Here is a 20,530-nt window from a genome sequence, read left to right on the forward strand (position 1 = left end):
ATACGCAAAACTATAAAGCAGAAAGTGCAAAATCGATTATTTCTATTGTTGTTACCAATTTTACAGTATTCCAAGAATTTCAAGAAGCACGAGTAGAGATTGGATTAACCAACTTGGTTTGTCATCGAGAAATTAAAAATAAAAAACACCAACCGTATTGGCGAATCTATTTAGTAAACTTAACAGATAAAGCCATTCTCGAAGGAGAAAATACAGATTTATCAGAGTGGCGAGACTTTCTAAAAAATGGTACAATTAAGCCAGAATCAAGCAGAGGATTAAAAGAAGCACAGAAAATCGTGAATTTCTCAAATCTATCAGGGGAAGAACGGAGGCTTGCAGAACTAATGGAAAAATATGAAGATGTATATTATCAAGTCATGAAACACCAACTTGAAGAAGGTATAGAACAGGGAATTGAACAAGGAATTAAAATTGGACGTCAACAAGGCGTAGCACTTGGAGAACAAAAAGGGCAAGTCATGATATGCTTCAAAATGAACTTACCAATGGCAGAAATCCAAAAACTTACAGGATTATCGATTGAAGAAATCGAAGCATTTAGAAAAGAATTAAATTAGAAAAATAAATACTCGTAAAAAAGAGCCTTTCGTTTTCTCGTCGAAGGCTCTTTCAATTTATTTATTTTCCTTTTACAATCGTTACATCTGTATAAGCATCCACTTTAATGACACTTGCACTTGTTTCTTTTGTTTCAGGTTTTTCTGTTATTTTAGCACCATTATTTAACATAATGTCGTATTTCCCATCAAATGTTTGAGGAACATTCACTTTAACTTCCCCACTAACGGTATCTAAAAACACTTCATATGGGTCAGCATTTTTCGCTAATTCAACTGTAACTTTTAATGTATCTTTTCCAAATTGCGAAGTATATAATCTAAATCCATGTTTTGAAATTGGAATATATAATCCTTCCTCGTTTGATTTTGTATCTTTAATCGTATTCACAGAAGTTTTTGAGATTTTTCCAGATACAGTTACTTTTGTTTGAGGATTAGAAGTTTCTATAATCGATAATTCCACATTTTGCTCTGTTCCATAAATTTCTACTTTTTGTTTCGCATTTTCTTGTAATTCCCAAGTCTGTGTAAAATCAAAATCTGTTTTTGCATTGCTATAAGTCATATAAAATCCAAAAGCTACAATGACTAGGAAAAAAACGATAAATGGTAAAATTTTCTTCATAAGCTTTCTCCTTATTTAAATTCTCGTTCATTAAATAAATAATAACTAAAAATAATGTATAAAACACTAAAAATAATTGCAATTATAACAGATGGCGTTAAAAAGTCCCCGCTACCTGTAATAGCCTTTAATTGGTTGAAGAGTAAAAAGTGTTCCAACAATTCAGGGTCGATAACATTTGCCATTGAAAAACTCATTAAATTATCAAATAAAATGACAATTACTACATATATTAATTGCGCATAACTGACCTTATCAACATAGTTGAAAATGAAAATAGACAGGAACATAATACATAAAAAATAAGGATATTGGTACACTGCTATATTCCACACTGTCGATAAAGAAGCACTATCTGCAAAAATCCCTCTAAATACAGCTACAGATAAATAACCTACAAATAAATGGATGGTTGAATATAAAACTGTCGTCACAACTTTATAAATGAATAAAGACAAACGATTTTTAGATTTAATAATCTGTGTATTAATCGTTCTGGATACAAAATCTTCTCCCCAAACAAATAAATCTACTGCGATGAAAAATAATGGGAGAAAAGCTGTTGAAGTCGATAAAGTCATAATAACACCAATGTCACCACTCTTTTCTCTCATTACAAATGTAAACAAGAACTCTAATAAGACACATAGTAAAATTGAAATCGAAAAGATTCTTTCTTTTCTAATTTTATAAATATCCGCTTTAAAATTTGACATCATTGCTCTTACCTTCCTTCAACCAAATTAAAATAATATTCTTCAAAAGAAACTTGTTCTTTATAAATTTCAAAAATTTCAATCTGATTTTCTCTTAATACATCAATCATCTGATTAATCGTCAGTGGTGTATTTTTCACTTCAATTTTGTCAGGTAAAAGAGTACAGTCACAATCCTTTGCTGTTAAAATTTCCATTGCTGTATCATTTGTTGCTGTTGAAACGATAACTTTTTTTGCTAATGAAGATAAGATTGTTGATTTTGAGTCTTCCTGAATAACTTTTCCTTTACTCATAATGACATAATCATCAGCAATAAGATCCAATTCAGATAAAATATGGCTGGATATTAAAATAGTAATATTAAAATCATTTTTTAACGTTGCTAGAATATCACGAATATCTTTAATTCCTTTTGGATCTAATCCATTAATTGGTTCATCTAAAATTAATAATTTTGGTGAATCAATAATGGCTAACCCTATCGCTAAGCGTTGTCTCATTCCTAATGAAAAGTCCTTGGCTTTTTTCTTTGAATCCACATTGGCTAACCCTACTAAGTTTAATACTTCCTCTATTTTTTCATGAGAAGGAGTTTCTCCACAAAGTAATAATTGATACTGTAAATTATCATATGCCGAAAGATTCAAATGAAGAGCTGGTGATTCAACAATTGAACTCAATTTACATCCTTTTAGTCCAATAATTTCTCCAGAATCTTGTTTAATTAATCCAGAGATAATACGAATTAACGTTGTTTTTCCTGCTCCATTTTCACCAATGAGCCCACAAATTCTACCTTCATGAATATTGAAGGATACATTGTCTAAGGCATGATGTTTTGCATATCGTTTATGAATATTTTTTACTTCGATTAAAGGTTGACTCATGTATTCACCTCGTTATATTAGAAATTTAATACTATAAATGTAATACTATCATATTTTATGATTATTGCAAGAACAAAAAGACTCTCCGAAGTAGCTTGCTACATTCGAAAAGTCCCTTTATTTCTATTCTTTACCCGCATGAGTTTTTCCTTGTGCTTTTGCTTGAGATTCACTCATTTCGACTACTTTTGCTTGATTTGTTTTTGCTGGCATATTTTTTTTGTCATACCAATATACCGTAGCTTTTCCTTCGTTTGCAACATATACTGTACGGTCATTTTTACTTTTAGCAGCACTTTGAGTGGTCTCTTGGTGCTCACTTGTTATAGTTGGTTCCGCTAAACCTGTTTGATAATCTAATGTTCCATTTGGTGCATCATTATTTAAAATGACTCTAGTTGTTCCATCTTCATTCACTTCTTCAATGGAAGTATTAAATTGAATCGGAATCAATCTTCCATTAGCAGATATTCCAGCATATTGTAACTCTACTTGGCGTGGAATTAGTTCTGAATCTGTATAAAGCGGTGTTACTCGATAATCTAGCCATGCATTTTTATTTTGTTTTAACCATGCAGCTAATTTTTCTTCATAAAATAACATTCCTGCAGGATTTTTTTCATCTGTTCCTGTCATACTTCCTGTATTTAAGTATGCTGTCATAGGTGTTAAATTTCTAAGTTCATCATTTAGTCCACTAAATTGATAACCGACTAAATGCCCACGGTTCATGAACCAAGCTTCTTTTCCTGAATAATCGATTGGGAATTTAAAGTTATGCCATCCTACTGGATCAACATTAATTTTGCTTTCTCTTTGTTCTGTTGGCTTATCATCATATCGTAATTGAATATGTGCTTGTGTCGAACGTTTATAAGAATCCAATTCCCCTAATACCAATTGTTTTTCTTTTTTAAACGGTAATAGAGATTCTGGCAAATCATGAGATTTTTCAACCTTAGCAGTTGTCGTAGTTGTTCCTTGTTGGGTATTCGTTGAACAAGCAACAAATGTTAACGAGGTCATCCATAAAAGAAAGAGTTTAAAAAAGCGATTTTTCATATCATTCTCCTTTTATTCCTTCCAACAAATAGGAGTTTGTCCTTGTTGGATTAAGATGTCATTTACTTTACTAAATGGTTTACTTCCAAAGAACCCTCGATAAGCAGATAACGGACTTGGATGAGGAGCTTTTAAAATAACATGACTCGGATTTGTAATCAGTTTTTCCTTATCCTGAGCTGGTTTACCCCAGAGGATGAAAATCACTGGATGGTTCAATTCGTTTAAAGACTCAATCAATCGATTCGTTAATCTTTCCCAACCTTTTCCTTTATGACTATTTGCATTTCCTTCTTCTACTGTTAAAACAGTATTTAACAATAATACTCCTTGTTGTGCCCAATGAGATAAATCTCCTTCTGTTGGAAGACCGCCCCCGATATCCTCTTGTAATTCTTTATAAATATTTTTTAGGGATGGAGGAAGTGGGATTCCTTTTTGAACAGAAAAGCTTAATCCATGAGCTTGACCAAATCCATGATAAGGATCTTGTCCTAAAATAACGACTTTCACTGACTCAAATGGTGTTAATTCTAAAGCTCTGAAAACATTTTTTTCTTCAGGAAATACTCTGACTTCTTCTCTTCTTTTTTGAACAAAAGCTTGCAACTCCTGATAATAGTCTTTTTTCATTTCTTCTGCTAAAATTTCATTCCAAGTCAACATTGTTAATCCTCAATTTTTTGATAAATTTCAAAGGTATGTGGATAAATATTTTTTTCATCCACTGTTCCATCCATACTTTTGACTTTTACAAATTTTTCCCATGGAAAATCTTTTGGAAAATACGTATCTCCATCAAATTGCGCATGAATTTTTGTGCAATAAAGTGTATTGACTTCATGTTTTAAAGAATCAAATAATACTGCTCCACCAATAATGTAAATATCTTCATGTTTGGCATCTTCTACTAAAGTTTCAATATCAGTAACAACTTCTGCTCCATTTGCATCATAATCTGCTTGATAAGATACAATGATGCTATGTCTTCTTGGTAATAATCTCTTCCCCATACCTTCAAAAGTATTGCGCCCCATAACAATCGTTTGATCTAATGTGACTTCTTTGAAATATTTCAAGTCATTTGATAAGTGCCATGGTAAAACTCCTTCTTTTCCAATTAGACCATTTTCATCTTGTGACCAAATATAAATTAACATGCAATTTCCTCCTTTGGATTAAACAGCGATTGGTGCTTTAATCGTTGGATGACATTCATATCCTTCCAATACAACGTCAGCAACTTCTAAATCATATAATGATTTTTCAGGATGTTTTAACACTAATTGTGGTAATTCAAAAGGTTCACGGCTTAATTGAAGATCTACTTGCTCTAAGTGATTTAAATACAAGTGAGCATCTCCTAAAGTATGAACAAACTCTCCAACTTCTAATCCTACTTCGTTTGCAATTAAATGCGTTAATAATGCATAACTCGCAATATTAAATGGTACGCCTAAGAAGACATCTGCACTACGTTGATATAATTGACAGCTTAACTTACCATCTGCCACATAAAATTGAAACATTGTGTGACATGGAGGTAAAGCCATACTTGGAACATCTTCTGGATTCCATGCTGATACTAATAATCTTCTTGAATCAGGTGATGTCTTCAACATTTCAATCACTTGCGCTAATTGGTCAATTGTTTCTCCTTGAGTTGTTTTCCAATGTCTCCACTGTGAACCATAAATATTTCCTAATTCTCCATATTTTGCAGAAAAGTCATCCTCATTTAAAATTCTTTGGCAAAATGTTTCTAATTCTTTTTCATACACTTCTTTAAAATCTGGGTCTTGTAAACTTCTACGACCAAAATCTGTCATATCTTCTCCAGTATAATCAGGAGACTCTACATAACGTTTAAAAGCCCACTCATCCCAAATATGATTATTATGTTGTAATAAATAACGGATATTTGTATCTCCTTTAATAAACCATAATAACTCACTTTTAATGAGTCCAAATGGAACTCTTTTAGTCGTTAAAATTGGAAATCCTTTAGACAAATCAAATCGCATTTGATAACCAAAAATACTCTTTGTTCCAGTACCTGTACGGTCTGATTTTTCAACTCCTTCTTGTTTAATTTTTTCTAGTAATTCTAAATATTGTTTCATCTGACGAGCTCCCTACTGTTAAACTAATTCAGCTAAATATTCCCATCTTTCGTAGGCATTAGCTAACTCTTCTTCTAATGTTTCTAATTGTGTTTGTAATTCTTGTAATTTAGCAAAATCTTGTGCTTGTTGGTTCATTGCTTCTTGAATTTCTTCAATGGATTCTTCTAATCCAGCAATTTTTCCTTCAATTTCTTCCCATTCTTTTTTCTCATGATACGTCATCTTTTTAGCTTTTTCTGGAGTCGAAGGTTTCGGTGTTTCAGCTACTTTTGGAGCTTCAACTGTTTTAGTTTCTTCTACTGTTAACTCACCTTGTTTTTCTAAGAAATCACTCATAGAACCATAATACAATTCTGTATTTCCTTGTCCTTTAATGACAAATAATTGATCCATTGTTTTATCTAAGAAATAACGGTCGTGAGAAACTACGATGACTGCACCATTAAATTCATCTAAATAATCTTCTAAGACGGTTAATGTATCAATATCTAAATCATTCGTTGGTTCATCGAGTAATAATACATTTGGTTTTGTCATTAGTAAACGTAATAAATATAATCTTCTTCTTTCTCCACCTGATAACGTACCAATTAATGCTCCATGCATATAACGTGGGAATAAAAATGTTTCTAATAATTCCGTAATCGAAGCTACTTCACCATTTTTTTGACGAACTTCTTCGGCATATTCTCTTAAATATTGCACTAATTGCTTATCCATTGGAATATCTTCATCTTGTTGCTTATAGTAAGCTAAGCGAACTGTATCTCCAACAGTCAGTTCTCCTTCACTAAATGGATATAGACCTGCAAGAGCATTTAGGAAAGTAGATTTTCCGACACCATTTTCTCCAACAATTCCAATTCTTGCTTGGCTTTGAATAATCCATTCTAGTGAACGAACAATCGACTTATCTCCTATTTCTAAGCTGACATCTTTTAATTGAAATACTCGTTTTCCAATTCTTGTTTGGTCAAAGCGAATTGCTAACGATTCTTTAGAATCTGTTTGTTTCACTTCTTTTTCTAATTGTTCGAATCGTTGAATTCGAGCTTGTTGTTTTGTTGTTCTAGCCTTGGCACCTTGTCTCATCCATTGCAATTCTTGCTGGTATAAGCGTTGTTGTTTATGAGATATCTTTTGTGCAATTTGTTCTCGTTGAGATTTTTGTTCCAAATATGATTGATAATTCCCATCATAGGCTTCAATTCTCCCTTGAGTTAATTCAAACATATGGTCAACAACACGTTCTAAGAAATAACGATCATGAGTAACTAATAGTAAGGAACCTTTATACGCAGCTAAATATTGTTCCAACCATTGAATTGCTTGCATATCTAAGTGGTTTGTCGGCTCATCTAATAATAATAAATCCGGCTCTTCCATTAAAACTTTGGCAAGACCTACTCGTTTCTTTTGCCCACCAGATAATATAGAAATTTGTTGATGAATATCTTCAATTCCTACGTGTTGTAAAATGGATTTAATTTTCACTTCATATTGCCATCCATCCACTTGATTCATTTTTTGTTCTAACGCTTCAAATTGTTTTAAATATTTTTCATCTTGTGGATGCTGTTGTAATTGTTCAACACTCCATTCATAATCGTGCACTAATCTCAATAATGGATTATCAGATTGATATATGGCTTCAAATACCGTATGTTCAGGATTTAAAGAGGGATTTTGCGAAAGATACCCAATTCTAAAATCATTTGAACAAGTAATCGTACCACTTTCTGCTTCATCTATTCCGGCTAAAATATTTAATAGTGAGCTTTTTCCGGTACCGTTTTGACCAATTAAGCCCACATGTTCTCCTTCATTAATAATGAACGAAACATCTGCTAATAATGTTTTAGCACCATATGTTTTTTTCAAATGATCTACTCGAAAATCTTTCATAATACTCTCCTTTTATCATTAAAATAAACCGGTCGTTCTACCGTCTTCTAATACATCCATCTCTAATGCAGCTGGTTTCTTCGGCAATCCTGGCATTGTTAATATGTTGCCCGTTAAAGCGACAACAAATCCTGCTCCTAATTTAGGAACAAGCGAACGAACTGTTAATTCAAATCCTGTTGGTCTTCCTAATAAAGTCGCATCATCTGAGAAAGAATATTGTGTTTTAGCAATACAAACTGGCAAATGATTCCAACCATTTTTCTCTAACTGTTTTAATTGTAATTTCGCTTCTTTTGTATATTGAACAGAATTTGCTCCATAAATTTTAGTTGCGATCGCCTCTATTTGTTCTTCAATCGAACTGTTTTCTTCACAGACTGAATGAAATTGGGGTGTTGTATTTTCGAATAAGTGTAACACTTCTTTTGCTAATGCTACTCCACCATTTCCACCATTTTCCCATACAGAAGTAGAGATACAAGAAATCCCTTTTTTCTGACAAAGAGTTTGTACTAATTCCTTTTCTTGTCGGGTATCTGTTACAAATTCATTTAACGCAACAACAGCTGGTAATCCATAATGTTGTGTCATATTTTCAATATGTTTTTCTAAATTAGCAAAGCCTTTTTCTAAAGCTTCTAAATTTTCTCCTTCTGTTAATCCAGAAAGGGAAACTCCTCCATGCATTTTAAGCGAACGAATCGTAGCCACAATGACAACTACATCAGGTGCTTTTTGTAATTGAGGAACTTTAATATCTAAAAATTTCTGAGCTCCTAAATCAGCTCCAAATCCAGCTTCTGTTACAACAATTTCTCCAAGTGCTAGAGCTGCATTGGTCGCTATCACACTATTACATCCATGTGCAATATTGGCAAACGGCCCACCATGAACAATTGCAGGCGTATGTTCTAATGTTTGAACTAAATTCGGTTTTAACGCATCTTTTAATAATAATGTTAAAGCTCCTTGAACATTTAAATCTTTCACCGTAACGGGAACTTTTTCAAAAGTGTACCCAATAACAATATTTTCTAATCTTTGTTTCAAGTTTTTTAAATCTGTTGCTAAACATAAAATCGCCATCATTTCACTCGCAACCGTAATGTCAAATCCATCTTCACGTGGAATGCCTTGAATAGGGCCCCCTAATCCTACAATAACTTGTCGTAGAGCGCGATCATTTAAGTCTACAGCTCTTTTCCAAATGACTCTTCTACTATCAATTTGTAATTCATTTCCTTGATAAATATGATTGTCAATCAATGCAGCTAATGCATTTGTAGCACAAGTTAACGCATGCATATCACCTGTAAAATGTAAATTAATTTCTTCCATTGGAACAACTTGTGCATATCCTCCGCCACAAGCTCCTCCTTTAATCCCCATTACTGGTCCTAACGAAGGTTCACGAAGCGCAATAATGGACTTTTTACCTAATTTTGTAAAAGCATCTGCTAATCCTATCGTAACGGTTGATTTCCCTTCTCCTGCAGGAGTTGGACTCATCGCTGTAACTAATACTAATTTTCCTCTTTGCTCCTTAGAAATTCGATTCATATCAATTTTTGCTTTATATTTCCCATAAAACTCGATTTGTTCTTCTTCTAAGCCAATACTTGAAGCTATATCAATAATTGGTTTCATAACAGCTTCTTGAGCAATTTGAATATCAGATTTCATCCTTATCCCTCCTTAAGTGAACTGTAACGTTGAAATTTTCTTTTAAAAGCATAATACGTAATGGCTAATGGAACGACTGATCCAAACCACGCTAATGGGTTTGCAGTTGTTAATCCAATGTAGCCGAAAGTTTGAGTTAACACTAATGCAGCAAAAACTCGCATCATTAATTCCATCATTCCAGCAATGGTTGGAATCACAGTTTTACCTACTCCTTGTAATGTATATCGATAAATAAATAATAACGATAAAATACCGTAACAGATAGAATTTGCTAAAATATATAGCCTTCCATATTCCACAACAGCTTCATGTCCTTCTCCTACAAACATTCTCATAAAATGAGGACTAAATAGAATTAAAATGAATCCTACGCAAAAACTAAAAGTAAGAGAAAGTTTAATACAATCTCTAACCCCTTTCCAAATACGGTCATATAATTTTGCACCATAATTTTGTGCGGAATAAGTTGCCATTGTAATTCCAAATGACATCATTGGTAAAATTCCTAATTGGTCAATCTTTTGTGCAGCTGTATATCCTGCCACCGCTTCGTGTCCTAATCGATTCAAAACAATTTGTACCGTAATTGTTCCAATGGCAATAATAGAAGATTGAAATCCCATTGGAAACGAAATATTCATATGATGGACTAAAAAGTCTTTGGTAAAATGTAAGGACTCTCTTTCAATATGTAAAATTGGAATGTTCTTTTTAATATAAATATAACAACATACTGCTGAGAATAATTGACTCACTACCGTTGCAAATCCAGAACCTCCAACACCCATATTTAAATGAACAATAAATACATAATCTAATAAAATATTTAATACACAAGAAAGCGCTAAGAAATAAAGCGGCGTATTCGCATCCCCTATTGCTCGAATAATATTCGATAGTAAATTAAATGCAATTTGAGCAAAAATACCAGCAAAAATCACCATTAAATAGTCATAAGCATAGTCAATAATTTCTGGAGGAGTTTGCATGATTTCTAAAATTTGACGACAAAACAGCATACTTAATGTCGTCAATAGAATCGAAGCACCTACAGAAATTAATGTTGAGACATAGAAACTTCTTTTTACTCCTTGCATATCTTTAGCGCCATATTTCTGAGCAAGAGGAATCGCTAATCCAGCTGTCATACTAATGGCAAAACCAATAATGAAGAATACAATACTTCCTGTTGAACCAACTGCTGCAAGTGCTTGTACCCCAATATATCTACCAACAAAATAAGTATCTGCCATATTATAGAACTGTTGAAAAACATTTCCTATTAACAATGGTAACGTAAACCGTGATATTAATTTCATCGGATTTCCAGATGTCATATCCTTCGCCATTTTACTCCTCTTTTCTACATACATACTCAATTATATAGTATACTAAAATATCCATAAATTTGACAGTCATACCCTTAGAAAAATGACAGGATTCTCTTATTACATCGATAAACTTTTCCTTTTTCAGACTTTCAAATTATGTTACAATATAATCGAAAAGAGGCGAAGATTTATGGTTGAATTTGATAAAGAAAAAATTGCAAAAATGCAACAATATTTAGCAGAAATTACAGATCCTAACTTCCAAGGAAGTGCTACAGACAAAAGAATGGCTGTTGCAGAATTATTTAATTATTATCATTCAGACTGGCAACAAGATGCTCTACATTTTGTTGATAAAAATTTAGAATTATTTGATGATCAACGTATGCAAGAAATTTTTAAAACTTATAACTCTGGAAGAAAGAGCCCTCAAACAGTCATTCGTCAAGAAGCGAAAAGTAAATATAAACGACCAATGCGACCTGGTGAAGATTAAAATAACTAATTACAAACTAAAAGGCTTAAAATCTACTCATGATTTTAAGCCTTCTTTTCTATTCATTATCGAATTCCTAATGCAATTCTCGCATAACGAGACATTTTTTCTGGAGACCAAGCTGGGTACCATACTAATTTAACTTCAATTGTTTTAATTTCTTCAATTCCCTTTAAGGCACGATGAATTTCATCAGTTATAATATCAGCTAATGGACATCCCATTGTTGTTAGTGTTAAATTCACTTGGCAATGTCCTTCTTCATTTAGCTCTACTCCATAAATTAATCCTAAATTAACAATATCAATTCCTAATTCAGGGTCAATCACTGTTTCTAACGCTTCTAAAATTTTTTCCTTCATTGCTTCTGCTGTTTCACTCATACGATTACTCCTCTACTAATGATTGTTTTAAAAATTCTACAGATGCTTCAATCACTTTGAATGGAACAAAGTGTGGTACTTCTGGTGTTTCAATCCATTTCACACGACTAGCAAATGGTTCATCTTTAATCTTATCATAAAATGCACGGTTTAATGAATATGGAACTTTTTTATCTTCTAATCCATGCCAAATTAAAACTGGACGACCTGCAATTGTTTCAGGTTTCTCTGCTAATGATAAACCTTGTAAAAGTGGAATATATTTCTCCATTAAATCTGGAGTTAATTCTACTGCCGGTTTATCTTTCATCCAAGTTGAAGTAATCGACCATTTTGCAAATTCAACTGGATCTGCATTTCCCATTAAACTAACGGCAGCATATAAAAATGGAAAATGTTTCAATAACGCATAAGTCGTCATTCCACCCATACTAAATCCAATCGCTCCTATTTTATGATCGACTAAGTTTTCTTTTTGATAGGCGCCAACTAATGTTGGAAATTCTTTAACATTTTGTCCAATAATTTCCCATAATTCAAAGCCATTTAATTCAGATGTTTTTCGCTCTCCATGATATAGCTGATCTGGTAAAATTGCGCGCATGCCATTTTTAGCAAGCATGGCTCCATAATGAATACAGTTTTCCTTACTTCCAGTCCAACCATGATAACAAACAACTGTTGGAATCTTTTTATCTTTATTTTCCTCTTGAACAATTTCTAAAATCGGAATATTTTCAATATTTTTTTCTTGAATAATAATCATAACTAACCTCTTCTTTCATATTTTCATAAAAATATGGTATACTTACAAGGTTATTGTAACTAAATTGACAACTTTTCGTCAATCAAATCGATTATATAGATTACTATAGGAGGAAATAATGAAACCAAAATTAATTGCATTAGATTTAGATGGCACAACTTTAAATGGACAATCAGAATTTAATCCCATTACGATTCAAACCTTACATCGTTTAACAGAACTTGGGCATAAAATCGCCATTGTAACTGGGCGTCCTTATCGAAGTTCAAAACATTTATATGAAGAATTAGGATTAGGCGGGCCACTAGTAAACTTCAATGGTGCCCTATGTCATATTCCAAATGACGAAAACTGGCAAGGAGAATTTCACGTAACATTAGATGAAGAGATCGTTTTTGATATGTTGGAATTTCATAAAGAATTAGAATGTGATTATTTTATGGTAGAAGGAAAGCACCACTTATATGCAACAATTGAAAATATTCCAGATTCACCCTACTATCCAAAAGATCAACAACCTATCTTATTACAAAAAGATACACAGTTACTAGAAAAGCCAACGGCTATTACCGTTTTTTCTAGTATTGAAAAACAACCCTTCATTAAAGAAAAAATTAAGCAACGTTATGGTCACACGATTGATGTTCGTACTTGGGGAGGCGATATGCCTTGCCTAGAGATCGTCACTTATGGTATCGATAAGTCTACAGGAATCCAACATTTATCTCGTTATTATGGAATTCCAACAGAAGATGTTTTAGCTTTTGGAGATGAAGATAATGACTTAGAAATGATTGAATTTGCTGGGCACGGTGTTGCCATGAATAATGCCATTGATAGCCTAAAAGCAATTGCTGATGATATTACTCCACTTCCACATGATCAAGATGGATTAGCTCACTACTTAATGAATTATTTTAAATTAGAAGCGTAATGAATAACAGCCCTCTAACTCTTGAACGTTATGAATTAGAAGGCTGTTATTTTTTGTTGCTTCTTACTTACAAAATTTAAGAAGAAAAAATTCCCTTTGTAAGCTAGACCGCCAGCAGCCTCGAATAGCGAGTCTCATGGCTAAAATTCGAGCCTAGGTCTCAAATTTTTTTACTATAGCTACAAAGAAAATTTTTTCTTCTTTGAATTTTTATTTGCATAAAACAGTCATTTCTATTCTCAATATGATTCACCAATAAGATTAGTCAAACAAAATAAAAAAACAGAATTAGCAATTAAGTCTCTTCACGAAAAAGTATTCAGAATATTTATCTTCTGCATTTTCATAATGACCAACACATTCATATCCCAATGCTTCGTAAAACTCTTTTCCCTGCCAGTCAAATGTATCTAAACGGATGATATTAACTCCCATTGCAGCTGCCCGTTTTTCCATCTCACAGATTAATTTGGTACCTATGCCTTTTCTCCTGTATTCTACATCAACAAAAACAGTTGATACATAGAGGATTTTAAATGCGGTAATACAGGCATCCAAACCAGCAATTAGTGTACCATCAGATTCAATACCAATCCGAATGTATCCGTTCATTTTATAACTGATATAGTTTCTATCAAATAAACTCAGTCTTGTTTCGATGTTCTCAACCTGTTCTTCATTTAAATCTATAATTTCCATATAGGCATATCTCCTTATAAAATATATTTAAGTTATTAAAGGCGAACTATACGCATAAATAAGCAACATATTTTTACTACTTTTATCTTATTCCTATAATTTAAAACTAGAGTAACAGGTTCACTATGCTCTTGCAAATAAAAGAAGAAATGATATGCCAACATTCTAATGATTGAAAAATATAATTTGTACTAATAATTACGCTTTTCTCTTATAAAATTCAAAAAGAAAAAATTTTCTTTGCTGCATTACTAAAAAACCATTTATTATGGATTTTTATAGGGAAAATTCGAGACCTAGGCTCGAATTTTAGCCATGAGACTCGCTTTGCGAGGCTGCTGGCGACCTTGCAGACAAAGGAAATTTTTTCTTTTGAATTTAATATACGCAAAACATTATTTGATTCAATAAAACTAAACTTTTTAAAAGAATATCTTATTTATTTATGCTTCTTCAATTGGATATGAATATATTTCAATATGATTTCCTAATACTTTAATTTCAACTGGTAAATCATCTGATTGATCTCCATCGATATCTGATTCAATTTCAATATCAGAAGAAATTTTAATCGTTTTTGCTTTAATATATTCAATACTATCATTTTCTACCACATCCCCTTTTAATAAATCAGGAATTAATGATAATTTAGAGAAAATAGATGCATCTTTTAAAATTAAAATATTCGCATAACCTACTTTATTTTCATCAAATATCTTTTTATCAGAGAAATAGTTCGATAATAACACTAATACTTGACTAGCTTCTCCTTCATAGTTTCCATTTTCAGTTTCAACCTTAATATTGAAAACTTCATCTCTAATAACAGATTTTACTGTGTTAATTGCATATGCAAACATTCCAAATTTTGTTTTATCTTCAATTTCTACATTATGAATTGCTTCTGGTAATGAACCTACACTGAAGATATATCCAAAATAATGATCATTTGCTTTACCAATATCAATTTTATTTGTTAAATTAAAATCTAAACTTTCGATTGCTTTATCGATATCTTGATCAATTTGTACTAATTTAGTAATTAAATTACCAGTTCCTCCAGGAATAATCCCTAATTTTGGAATATATTCTTTTTCAGCAATACCAGAAACAACCTCGTTCACCGTGCCATCTCCACCGAAAACAATCACAGCTTCATATTTTTCTTTAGCCGCTTCTTCAGCAAAATGAGTTGCATCTAATGCCTTTTCAGTAATTCGTGTTTCAACAACTTCAAAATATTCTTTTGCTTTATTCTCAATTTTTTCTTTGTAATTTAATGCTTGTTCTCCTCCAGAGGTAGGGTTAATAATAACCATTGCCTTTTTCAAATCATCAGCTCCTTAATTTTAATCCATATTATTTTCATAATATATTAAGATTATATCATAGAATGAAGAAAACGCATTCTAACTTGCCTATGAAGTTAGAAGTCCAAAAGACTTTCTAAAGTATAAAAATAGCCATGAGCTTCCAGACAAAATAAATTTTTCTATTTGATTTTTGTTTACGTTTATCCGTCATTTAATTACATCTTAAACGTCATTTCATTTATGACATAAATACAAAGAGTTTCCATAGTAACATCAGTAATATTGCCCTAATTTAGGGCAATATTATAGGAAAAATCGAGACCAAGGCTCGATTTTTAGCCATGAGATTCGCATCGCGAAGCTGCTGGCGTCCTTGCTACTATAGAAACTCATTTAATAAATAATTTCAATTAAACTTCGCTAGGCTTTCTTGTCTTCTTATATTGAACAACAAAAATTACTAACGCTAATAAAATTAAACTTGTAATAAACATTAAGCTATATTTTCCTGCAAATGGTAGTCGATCCATATTCGCAGAAAAAATTCTTGCTACAACTGTTGTGGAAATTGCACCCGTAAATTGTTGCAACGTATTTACGATACTATTTCCATCTGCTTGAACATCTTTATCTAATTGCATTAAACAAAATGTTACATTGCTTCCCATTACTAATCCATTACCACTCATTAAAATAATATTCAATGCTAATAATGGAAGAATCGCTAAATGTTCAAAGAAGATGCTAATCAATAATCCACCAATACTTGCTAAAATTAAACCTGTTAATAAAGGCTTCAACGGTCCTTTCACATCAAACCATTTTCCTGAAACAGGAGATAATAAAGCAACCATTGCTGCACCAGGGAACATAAATAGTCCAGCGGTTGTCACACTTTGATTTAGCCCTAATTGTAAATAATTTGGATATACAAATGATAAACCTAGAACTGTTGCTTGGAACGCTAACACTACATACAACATTCCATTAAACGTATGATTTTTAAATGGTGCAAAAGATAATAATGCATTTTTACGGTTGAAATATGTAAATAATCCACCTGTTACTACTGCACTCAACAGCCATACAAGAGATAAATGCTCAATAGCCATTAATAAACTTGCTAAACAAATCGCTAAGAAGAAAAATGCTAGTACATTAAATGGAGATTTTTGAATACTCTTCTCTTTTGGAATTGCCCATAAACCAATGACTAAAGAAATCACTAAACACGGAATTAAAATCCAATAAATAAATCTCCATCCTAAAGCAGCTGAAACTAATCCACCAAAAGTTGGCCCAATCGGTGGTGCTAGGGCAGTCGTCATCGAACCTAATCCAATCACTGTACCATGTTGCTCAATTGGAACTTGCGTTAATACGATATGGAACATTAATGGTAGCGCAATCCCCGTACCGACTCCTTGTAAAAATCTTCCAAATAACAACATGATTAAATTTGGAGAAATACAATTGATTAAAACTCCTAAAATAAAAATTAAATTCGAAGCTAAAAATAATTGTCTTGTTGTAAAATTACGTACTAAATACGCAGAAATAGGCACAACAATCGCAATGGCTAATAAATAACCTGTTGTAACCCATTGGATTCCAGATGAAGTTGTCTGAAACTCTTGCATTAATGTCGGAAATGTTACATTCATTGCCGTTTCAATTAATACACCACAGAAACTCATAATGGCTGTCGCAATTACTGCTGGCAATACATGCCATTTTTCATTATTCATTCATGTTACATCCTTTCAATTTATTGCTATACATTTCACTAAAAATCCATAGCCAATTATCTTACCATATTTCATTTGTAAAAAGCCACTGAAAACTATTTCAGGTATGAAGAAAAAAGACCAGACAAAGGCCTGGTCCAATCGATTCATCTATTATTTTTCTAATGCTTCCACTAATAATTCCACTTGTTTTTCTAATTCAGATTTATCTTCATCTGATAGAGTTAAAACACCTGTTTGGAATCCTGCTCCAATATGAAGTCCTACTGTTTTTTCTAGTGGATTCATACGCATTTTAGTGGCTAATTCTGTTAGAGCTCGTAAAACATTTTCTCCACCAGAATGTCCTGCAGCACTACTGAAAGCAATTAATTTGCCATCAATATAAGCAGGAGGTGCATAAGAAGTAATATCTAATGAACGAGACATCCAGTCTAAGCCATTTTTTAAACTTCCTGGTAAACTTCCGTTATATTCAGGAGACACAATCCAAACAGCTTGAGACGCTTCAAAATCACCACGATACTCTTCTACAATAGCAGGAGCTGGGAATTCAATATCTTGACTGAAAAATGGTACATCTTTAAAACTAATTTGCTTTGTTTGATAGCCTTTTTCAACTAATTTTTCTTGTACATAATCAATAATAGTTTGGTTAAAAGATTCTTTTCTTAATGAACCATTAATGAATAATACTTGTTTTGACATTGCAAACTCTCCTTCTATAAATTAACGTTTTTTCTTTAATTTTTTCAATTTATTTTGTTTTTGACGACGAGCATATTGTTGCATAGCAATTTGACCTAATTTATTACGGCCACCACCCATGCCTAATTGTCCCATCATTGATTCCATCGCTTGCATATTTCCATTTGACATTTGATTCATCATTTTTTTCGATTCATTAAATTGTTTAATCAAACGGTTTACTTCTGCCAATGGACGAGCTGACCCTGCGGCAATTCTTTTACGTCTTGCTTGAGATAAAATATCTGGATTTTCACGTTCTGCTGGAGTCATTGATAAGACAATAGCTTTCATACGTGCTGTATCTTTTGGATCCACTTTTAAATCATTTAATCCTGGAATTTTATTTAACCCTGGAATCATCTTTAAGATATCTTCCAATGGTCCCATTTTGTTCACTTGATCTAATTGATCAATAAAATCATTAAAGTCAAATGTATTAGCTTTAATTTTATCCGCCATTTCTTGAGCTTTTGCTTCATCAAAATCTTGTTGAGCTTTTTCAATTAATGTCATGATATCGCCCATACCTAGAATACGAGAAGCCATACGTTCAGGATAGAAAATTTCGAAATCTTCTAATTTTTCACCACGACCAGAGAATTTAATTGGTTTTCCTGTTACAGAACGAATCGATAGAGCTGCACCACCACGTGTGTCCCCATCTAATTTTGTTAAAATAACCCCTGTAATATCTAAACGCTCATTAAATGTTTCAGCAACATTCACAGCATCTTGCCCTGTCATTGCGTCAACTACTAATAAGATTTCATTTGGATTTGCAACAGCTTTAATATTTTGTAATTCTTCCATTAAAGCTTCATCGATATGTAAACGACCTGCCGTATCGATGATAACTAAGTCACGACCTTCAATAGTCGCACGTTCAATCGCTTGTCTAGCAATCTCAACAGGATTAACATCAGTTCCTAATGAAAATACTGGATAATTTAATTGTTTCCCTAAAGTTTGTAATTGATCAATAGCGGCTGGACGGTATACGTCGGCAGCTACTAATAATGGACGTTTGTTTTCACGTTTCGCTAAAAATGAAGCTAATTTACCAGCAGTCGTTGTTTTACCTGCCCCTTGTAAACCGACCATCATTACAACAGTAGGTGGTTTTGGTGAAAATTGGAATGGAGCTTGCTCTCCCCCCATTAATTCTGTTAATTCTTCATTAACAATTTTTACAACTTGTTGTGCTGGAGATAATGCTTCTAATACATTAGAACCTAAAGCACGTTCATTTACTTTTCGTACAAAATCTTTTACAACTTTGAAGTTAACGTCTGCTTCTAATAACGCTAAACGAACTTCACGCATCATTTGTTTTAAATCAGCTTCGGTAATTTTTCCTTTTTTTGTTACCGAACCCATCGCATTTTGCAAGCGATCTGATAATCCTTCAAATGCCATTTTCTCACTCCTCAATCAGGCTTATTTATTCATTTCTTGTAAGTCTGTCATCAATTGTTGCAATTGACGATCATTTGGATAATGTTCTTTGATATGCTGTTCAATTCCATCATAGATAGCTTGTCTTTTATAAAAATCATTTACTAAATGTAATTCTTGTTCATAATCTTCTAATAATTGAGCAGATCGTCGAATATTATCATATACGGCTTGTCGACTAACCTCGAATTCTTCTGCAATTTCTCCAAGAGAATAATCTTCCCCGTAATATAATTCCATATATCCTAGTTGTTTTTCAGTCAAAAGTTTGCCATAAAATTCTAACAACAAATTCATCTGCGTTGTCTTTTCAATTTCCATTGCCATCCTCCTGCTTGTAAACTCACTTTCTAATTATAACAAAAACTAGCGTTTATGCCAATTGCTATGAAAACATGGTGCAATAAATGGCATAAACGCTTTTATTATTTTTGATATTCTAAAAAGCTAAATATTCGAGTTTTACTCTAATACTTTTTGAAGTAAAATCTTTTCAATTTTTAAAACATCTGGAAAAATCAATTTTTTCCCATGTTTATATAACGCAAGAACTTTTGAAGCCTTTTGTTGCAATTGCTTTTCTAATTTTTTATTTACTTTTACTGGTTTTTTAGAAATAAAATCAATATACTCATTCTTTATATATGCAGCATTAATTGGACACATATTTTGGATAAGAAAAGCCTTTTTATGCCCAAGCACTTCTCCAAATATTATAGTATCGCATCTTCCAAATTTTTCAATTTTAGCATCATATATTCTCTGAAATTTAGTAACTTGTGAAGAAAAAGGAATCATCCAATATAATCCAGTTGTTTTATCTAAAAAAGCGTAAAAACATGGTCGGTTATGAACTTTTCCATTCACAGTTTCTTTATTCTTCATTAGTTTTGAATCTGGAAAATCTATAAAATATTGATCTTTTATAAAATAAAAATGTCCTGTATCCATAGTTCCTCCCAAAAAAGGCTCCATTCAAATGAACGGAGCCTAAATATTTGAACTCGATTATTTATGAGTCGCATATCGAGAAGCGACAGATATTTGAGCTTAAACTT

Annotated in this window: 21 protein-coding genes and 1 pseudogene; 3 read left to right on the forward strand and 19 right to left on the reverse strand. The window is 32.4% G+C overall.

The genetic code is table 11. The annotated features are described in order from the left end of the window. Nucleotides 1-581: pseudogene (locus tag RWZ86_RS04240) on the forward strand (recombinase RecQ); the annotation flags it as partial. A gap of 61 nt (nt 582-642) precedes the next feature. Here RWZ86_RS04240 and RWZ86_RS04245 read toward each other — a convergent pair. The 10 genes from RWZ86_RS04245 to RWZ86_RS04290 all read right to left on the reverse strand — a co-directional run bounded on the left by RWZ86_RS04245 (nt 643) and on the right by RWZ86_RS04290 (nt 10,946). Next, nucleotides 643-1,209, reverse strand: a complete 567-nt coding sequence (locus tag RWZ86_RS04245; RefSeq protein ID WP_314112132.1) for a hypothetical protein — start codon at nt 1,207-1,209, stop codon at nt 643-645. An 11-nt stretch (nt 1,210-1,220) separates the two neighbouring features. After that, nucleotides 1,221-1,928 carry a hypothetical protein gene (locus tag RWZ86_RS04250; RefSeq protein WP_314112134.1) on the reverse strand — a complete coding sequence of 236 codons (708 nt, stop codon included), beginning with the start codon at nt 1,926-1,928 and terminating at the stop codon, nt 1,221-1,223. A 5-nt stretch (nt 1,929-1,933) separates the two neighbouring features. Continuing rightward, nucleotides 1,934-2,815: an ATP-binding cassette domain-containing protein gene (locus RWZ86_RS04255; protein WP_314680303.1), complete on the reverse strand. Its 882-nt coding sequence runs from the start codon at nt 2,813-2,815 to the stop codon at nt 1,934-1,936. A 123-nt stretch (nt 2,816-2,938) separates the two neighbouring features. Continuing rightward, a complete protein-coding gene (locus RWZ86_RS04260) occupies nt 2,939-3,877 on the reverse strand; it encodes a DNA/RNA non-specific endonuclease (protein ID WP_314680305.1) in 939 nt (312 codons plus the stop codon). A gap of 12 nt (nt 3,878-3,889) precedes the next feature. Continuing rightward, nucleotides 3,890-4,543, reverse strand: a complete 654-nt coding sequence (locus RWZ86_RS04265; protein ID WP_314680306.1) for a uracil-DNA glycosylase — start codon at nt 4,541-4,543, stop codon at nt 3,890-3,892. A 2-nt stretch (nt 4,544-4,545) separates the two neighbouring features. Next, complete coding sequence (locus RWZ86_RS04270; RefSeq protein WP_314680307.1) at nt 4,546-5,037, reverse strand: dihydrofolate reductase; 492 nt, start codon at nt 5,035-5,037, stop codon at nt 4,546-4,548. An 18-nt stretch (nt 5,038-5,055) separates the two neighbouring features. Then, a complete protein-coding gene (locus RWZ86_RS04275) occupies nt 5,056-6,000 on the reverse strand; it encodes a thymidylate synthase (protein ID WP_314680309.1) in 945 nt (314 codons plus the stop codon). 18 nt (nt 6,001-6,018) lie between these two features. Further along, the gene (locus RWZ86_RS04280; protein WP_314680311.1) at nt 6,019-7,908 is read right to left on the reverse strand and encodes an ABC-F family ATP-binding cassette domain-containing protein; all 1,890 of its coding nucleotides are present in this window, start codon (nt 7,906-7,908) and stop codon (nt 6,019-6,021) included. Between the two features lie 18 nt (nt 7,909-7,926). Further along, entirely contained in the window at nt 7,927-9,594 is a 1,668-nt protein-coding gene (locus RWZ86_RS04285) for a formate--tetrahydrofolate ligase (RefSeq protein ID WP_314680313.1), read from the reverse strand. A 2-nt stretch (nt 9,595-9,596) separates the two neighbouring features. After that, nucleotides 9,597-10,946: an MATE family efflux transporter gene (locus tag RWZ86_RS04290; RefSeq protein WP_314680315.1), complete on the reverse strand. Its 1,350-nt coding sequence runs from the start codon at nt 10,944-10,946 to the stop codon at nt 9,597-9,599. Nucleotides 10,947-11,118: 172 nt separating this feature from the next. Between RWZ86_RS04290 and RWZ86_RS04295 the strand changes: the two genes are divergently transcribed. Further along, entirely contained in the window at nt 11,119-11,424 is a 306-nt protein-coding gene (locus RWZ86_RS04295) for a dTDP-glucose 4,6-dehydratase (protein ID WP_314680318.1), read from the forward strand. A 65-nt stretch (nt 11,425-11,489) separates the two neighbouring features. On the opposite strand, the gene RWZ86_RS04300 is transcribed toward RWZ86_RS04295, so the two are convergent. Both RWZ86_RS04300 and RWZ86_RS04305 read right to left on the reverse strand, forming a co-directional pair. Further along, entirely contained in the window at nt 11,490-11,807 is a 318-nt protein-coding gene (locus RWZ86_RS04300; RefSeq protein ID WP_314680319.1) for a metal-sulfur cluster assembly factor, read from the reverse strand. 4 nt (nt 11,808-11,811) lie between these two features. Further along, on the reverse strand, nt 11,812-12,573 hold the full coding sequence (locus tag RWZ86_RS04305; RefSeq protein WP_314680321.1) for an alpha/beta fold hydrolase: 762 nt from the start codon (nt 12,571-12,573) through the stop codon (nt 11,812-11,814). 118 nt (nt 12,574-12,691) lie between these two features. Between RWZ86_RS04305 and RWZ86_RS04310 the strand changes: the two genes are divergently transcribed. Continuing rightward, entirely contained in the window at nt 12,692-13,507 is an 816-nt protein-coding gene (locus RWZ86_RS04310; RefSeq protein WP_314680323.1) for a Cof-type HAD-IIB family hydrolase, read from the forward strand. A gap of 288 nt (nt 13,508-13,795) precedes the next feature. Here the strand turns inward: RWZ86_RS04310 and RWZ86_RS04315 are convergent, their stop codons facing one another. The 7 genes from RWZ86_RS04315 to cptIN all read right to left on the reverse strand — a co-directional run bounded on the left by RWZ86_RS04315 (nt 13,796) and on the right by cptIN (nt 20,423). Continuing rightward, a complete protein-coding gene (locus tag RWZ86_RS04315) occupies nt 13,796-14,206 on the reverse strand; it encodes a GNAT family N-acetyltransferase (RefSeq protein WP_314680325.1) in 411 nt (136 codons plus the stop codon). A 443-nt stretch (nt 14,207-14,649) separates the two neighbouring features. Next, on the reverse strand, nt 14,650-15,537 hold the full coding sequence (locus RWZ86_RS04320) for a diacylglycerol kinase family lipid kinase (protein WP_314680327.1): 888 nt from the start codon (nt 15,535-15,537) through the stop codon (nt 14,650-14,652). A 392-nt stretch (nt 15,538-15,929) separates the two neighbouring features. Next, complete coding sequence (locus RWZ86_RS04325; RefSeq protein WP_314680328.1) at nt 15,930-17,267, reverse strand: MFS transporter; 1,338 nt, start codon at nt 17,265-17,267, stop codon at nt 15,930-15,932. Between the two features lie 153 nt (nt 17,268-17,420). After that, nucleotides 17,421-17,975 carry an NADPH-dependent FMN reductase gene (locus RWZ86_RS04330; protein ID WP_314680329.1) on the reverse strand — a complete coding sequence of 185 codons (555 nt, stop codon included), beginning with the start codon at nt 17,973-17,975 and terminating at the stop codon, nt 17,421-17,423. Nucleotides 17,976-17,996: 21 nt separating this feature from the next. After that, the gene (ffh, locus tag RWZ86_RS04335; RefSeq protein WP_314680330.1) at nt 17,997-19,433 is read right to left on the reverse strand and encodes a signal recognition particle protein; all 1,437 of its coding nucleotides are present in this window, start codon (nt 19,431-19,433) and stop codon (nt 17,997-17,999) included. Nucleotides 19,434-19,454: 21 nt separating this feature from the next. Then, nucleotides 19,455-19,793: a putative DNA-binding protein gene (locus tag RWZ86_RS04340; RefSeq protein WP_314680331.1), complete on the reverse strand. Its 339-nt coding sequence runs from the start codon at nt 19,791-19,793 to the stop codon at nt 19,455-19,457. A gap of 141 nt (nt 19,794-19,934) precedes the next feature. Continuing rightward, nucleotides 19,935-20,423, reverse strand: coding sequence for a type III toxin-antitoxin system CptIN family toxin (cptIN, locus tag RWZ86_RS04345; protein ID WP_314680332.1), 489 nt, complete (start codon nt 20,421-20,423; stop codon nt 19,935-19,937). Nucleotides 20,424-20,530 lie beyond the last annotated feature (107 nt).

The sequence above is a fragment of the uncultured Granulicatella sp. genome (assembly GCF_963545075.1).
GTDB lineage: Bacteria > Bacillota > Bacilli > Lactobacillales > Aerococcaceae > Granulicatella.

What these genes read in the sequence shown, in the direction of transcription:
- RWZ86_RS04245 (WP_314112132.1), bottom strand. Translation starts at nt 1,209, where the DNA reads ATGAAGAAAATTTTACCATTTATCGTTTTTTTCCTAGTCATTGTAGCT.
- RWZ86_RS04250 (WP_314112134.1), bottom strand. Translation starts at nt 1,928, where the DNA reads ATGATGTCAAATTTTAAAGCGGATATTTATAAAATTAGAAAAGAAAGA.
- RWZ86_RS04255 (WP_314680303.1), bottom strand. Translation starts at nt 2,815, where the DNA reads ATGAGTCAACCTTTAATCGAAGTAAAAAATATTCATAAACGATATGCA.
- RWZ86_RS04260 (WP_314680305.1), bottom strand. Translation starts at nt 3,877, where the DNA reads ATGAAAAATCGCTTTTTTAAACTCTTTCTTTTATGGATGACCTCGTTA.
- RWZ86_RS04265 (WP_314680306.1), bottom strand. Translation starts at nt 4,543, where the DNA reads ATGTTGACTTGGAATGAAATTTTAGCAGAAGAAATGAAAAAAGACTAT.
- RWZ86_RS04270 (WP_314680307.1), bottom strand. Translation starts at nt 5,037, where the DNA reads ATGTTAATTTATATTTGGTCACAAGATGAAAATGGTCTAATTGGAAAA.
- RWZ86_RS04275 (WP_314680309.1), bottom strand. Translation starts at nt 6,000, where the DNA reads ATGAAACAATATTTAGAATTACTAGAAAAAATTAAACAAGAAGGAGTT.
- RWZ86_RS04280 (WP_314680311.1), bottom strand. Translation starts at nt 7,908, where the DNA reads ATGAAAGATTTTCGAGTAGATCATTTGAAAAAAACATATGGTGCTAAA.
- RWZ86_RS04285 (WP_314680313.1), bottom strand. Translation starts at nt 9,594, where the DNA reads ATGAAATCTGATATTCAAATTGCTCAAGAAGCTGTTATGAAACCAATT.
- RWZ86_RS04290 (WP_314680315.1), bottom strand. Translation starts at nt 10,946, where the DNA reads ATGGCGAAGGATATGACATCTGGAAATCCGATGAAATTAATATCACGG.
- RWZ86_RS04295 (WP_314680318.1), top strand. Translation starts at nt 11,119, where the DNA reads ATGGTTGAATTTGATAAAGAAAAAATTGCAAAAATGCAACAATATTTA.
- RWZ86_RS04300 (WP_314680319.1), bottom strand. Translation starts at nt 11,807, where the DNA reads ATGAGTGAAACAGCAGAAGCAATGAAGGAAAAAATTTTAGAAGCGTTA.
- RWZ86_RS04305 (WP_314680321.1), bottom strand. Translation starts at nt 12,573, where the DNA reads ATGATTATTATTCAAGAAAAAAATATTGAAAATATTCCGATTTTAGAA.
- RWZ86_RS04310 (WP_314680323.1), top strand. Translation starts at nt 12,692, where the DNA reads ATGAAACCAAAATTAATTGCATTAGATTTAGATGGCACAACTTTAAAT.
- RWZ86_RS04315 (WP_314680325.1), bottom strand. Translation starts at nt 14,206, where the DNA reads ATGGAAATTATAGATTTAAATGAAGAACAGGTTGAGAACATCGAAACA.
- RWZ86_RS04325 (WP_314680328.1), bottom strand. Translation starts at nt 17,267, where the DNA reads ATGAATAATGAAAAATGGCATGTATTGCCAGCAGTAATTGCGACAGCC.
- RWZ86_RS04330 (WP_314680329.1), bottom strand. Translation starts at nt 17,975, where the DNA reads ATGTCAAAACAAGTATTATTCATTAATGGTTCATTAAGAAAAGAATCT.
- ffh (WP_314680330.1), bottom strand. Translation starts at nt 19,433, where the DNA reads ATGGCATTTGAAGGATTATCAGATCGCTTGCAAAATGCGATGGGTTCG.
- RWZ86_RS04340 (WP_314680331.1), bottom strand. Translation starts at nt 19,793, where the DNA reads ATGGAAATTGAAAAGACAACGCAGATGAATTTGTTGTTAGAATTTTAT.
- cptIN (WP_314680332.1), bottom strand. Translation starts at nt 20,423, where the DNA reads ATGGATACAGGACATTTTTATTTTATAAAAGATCAATATTTTATAGAT.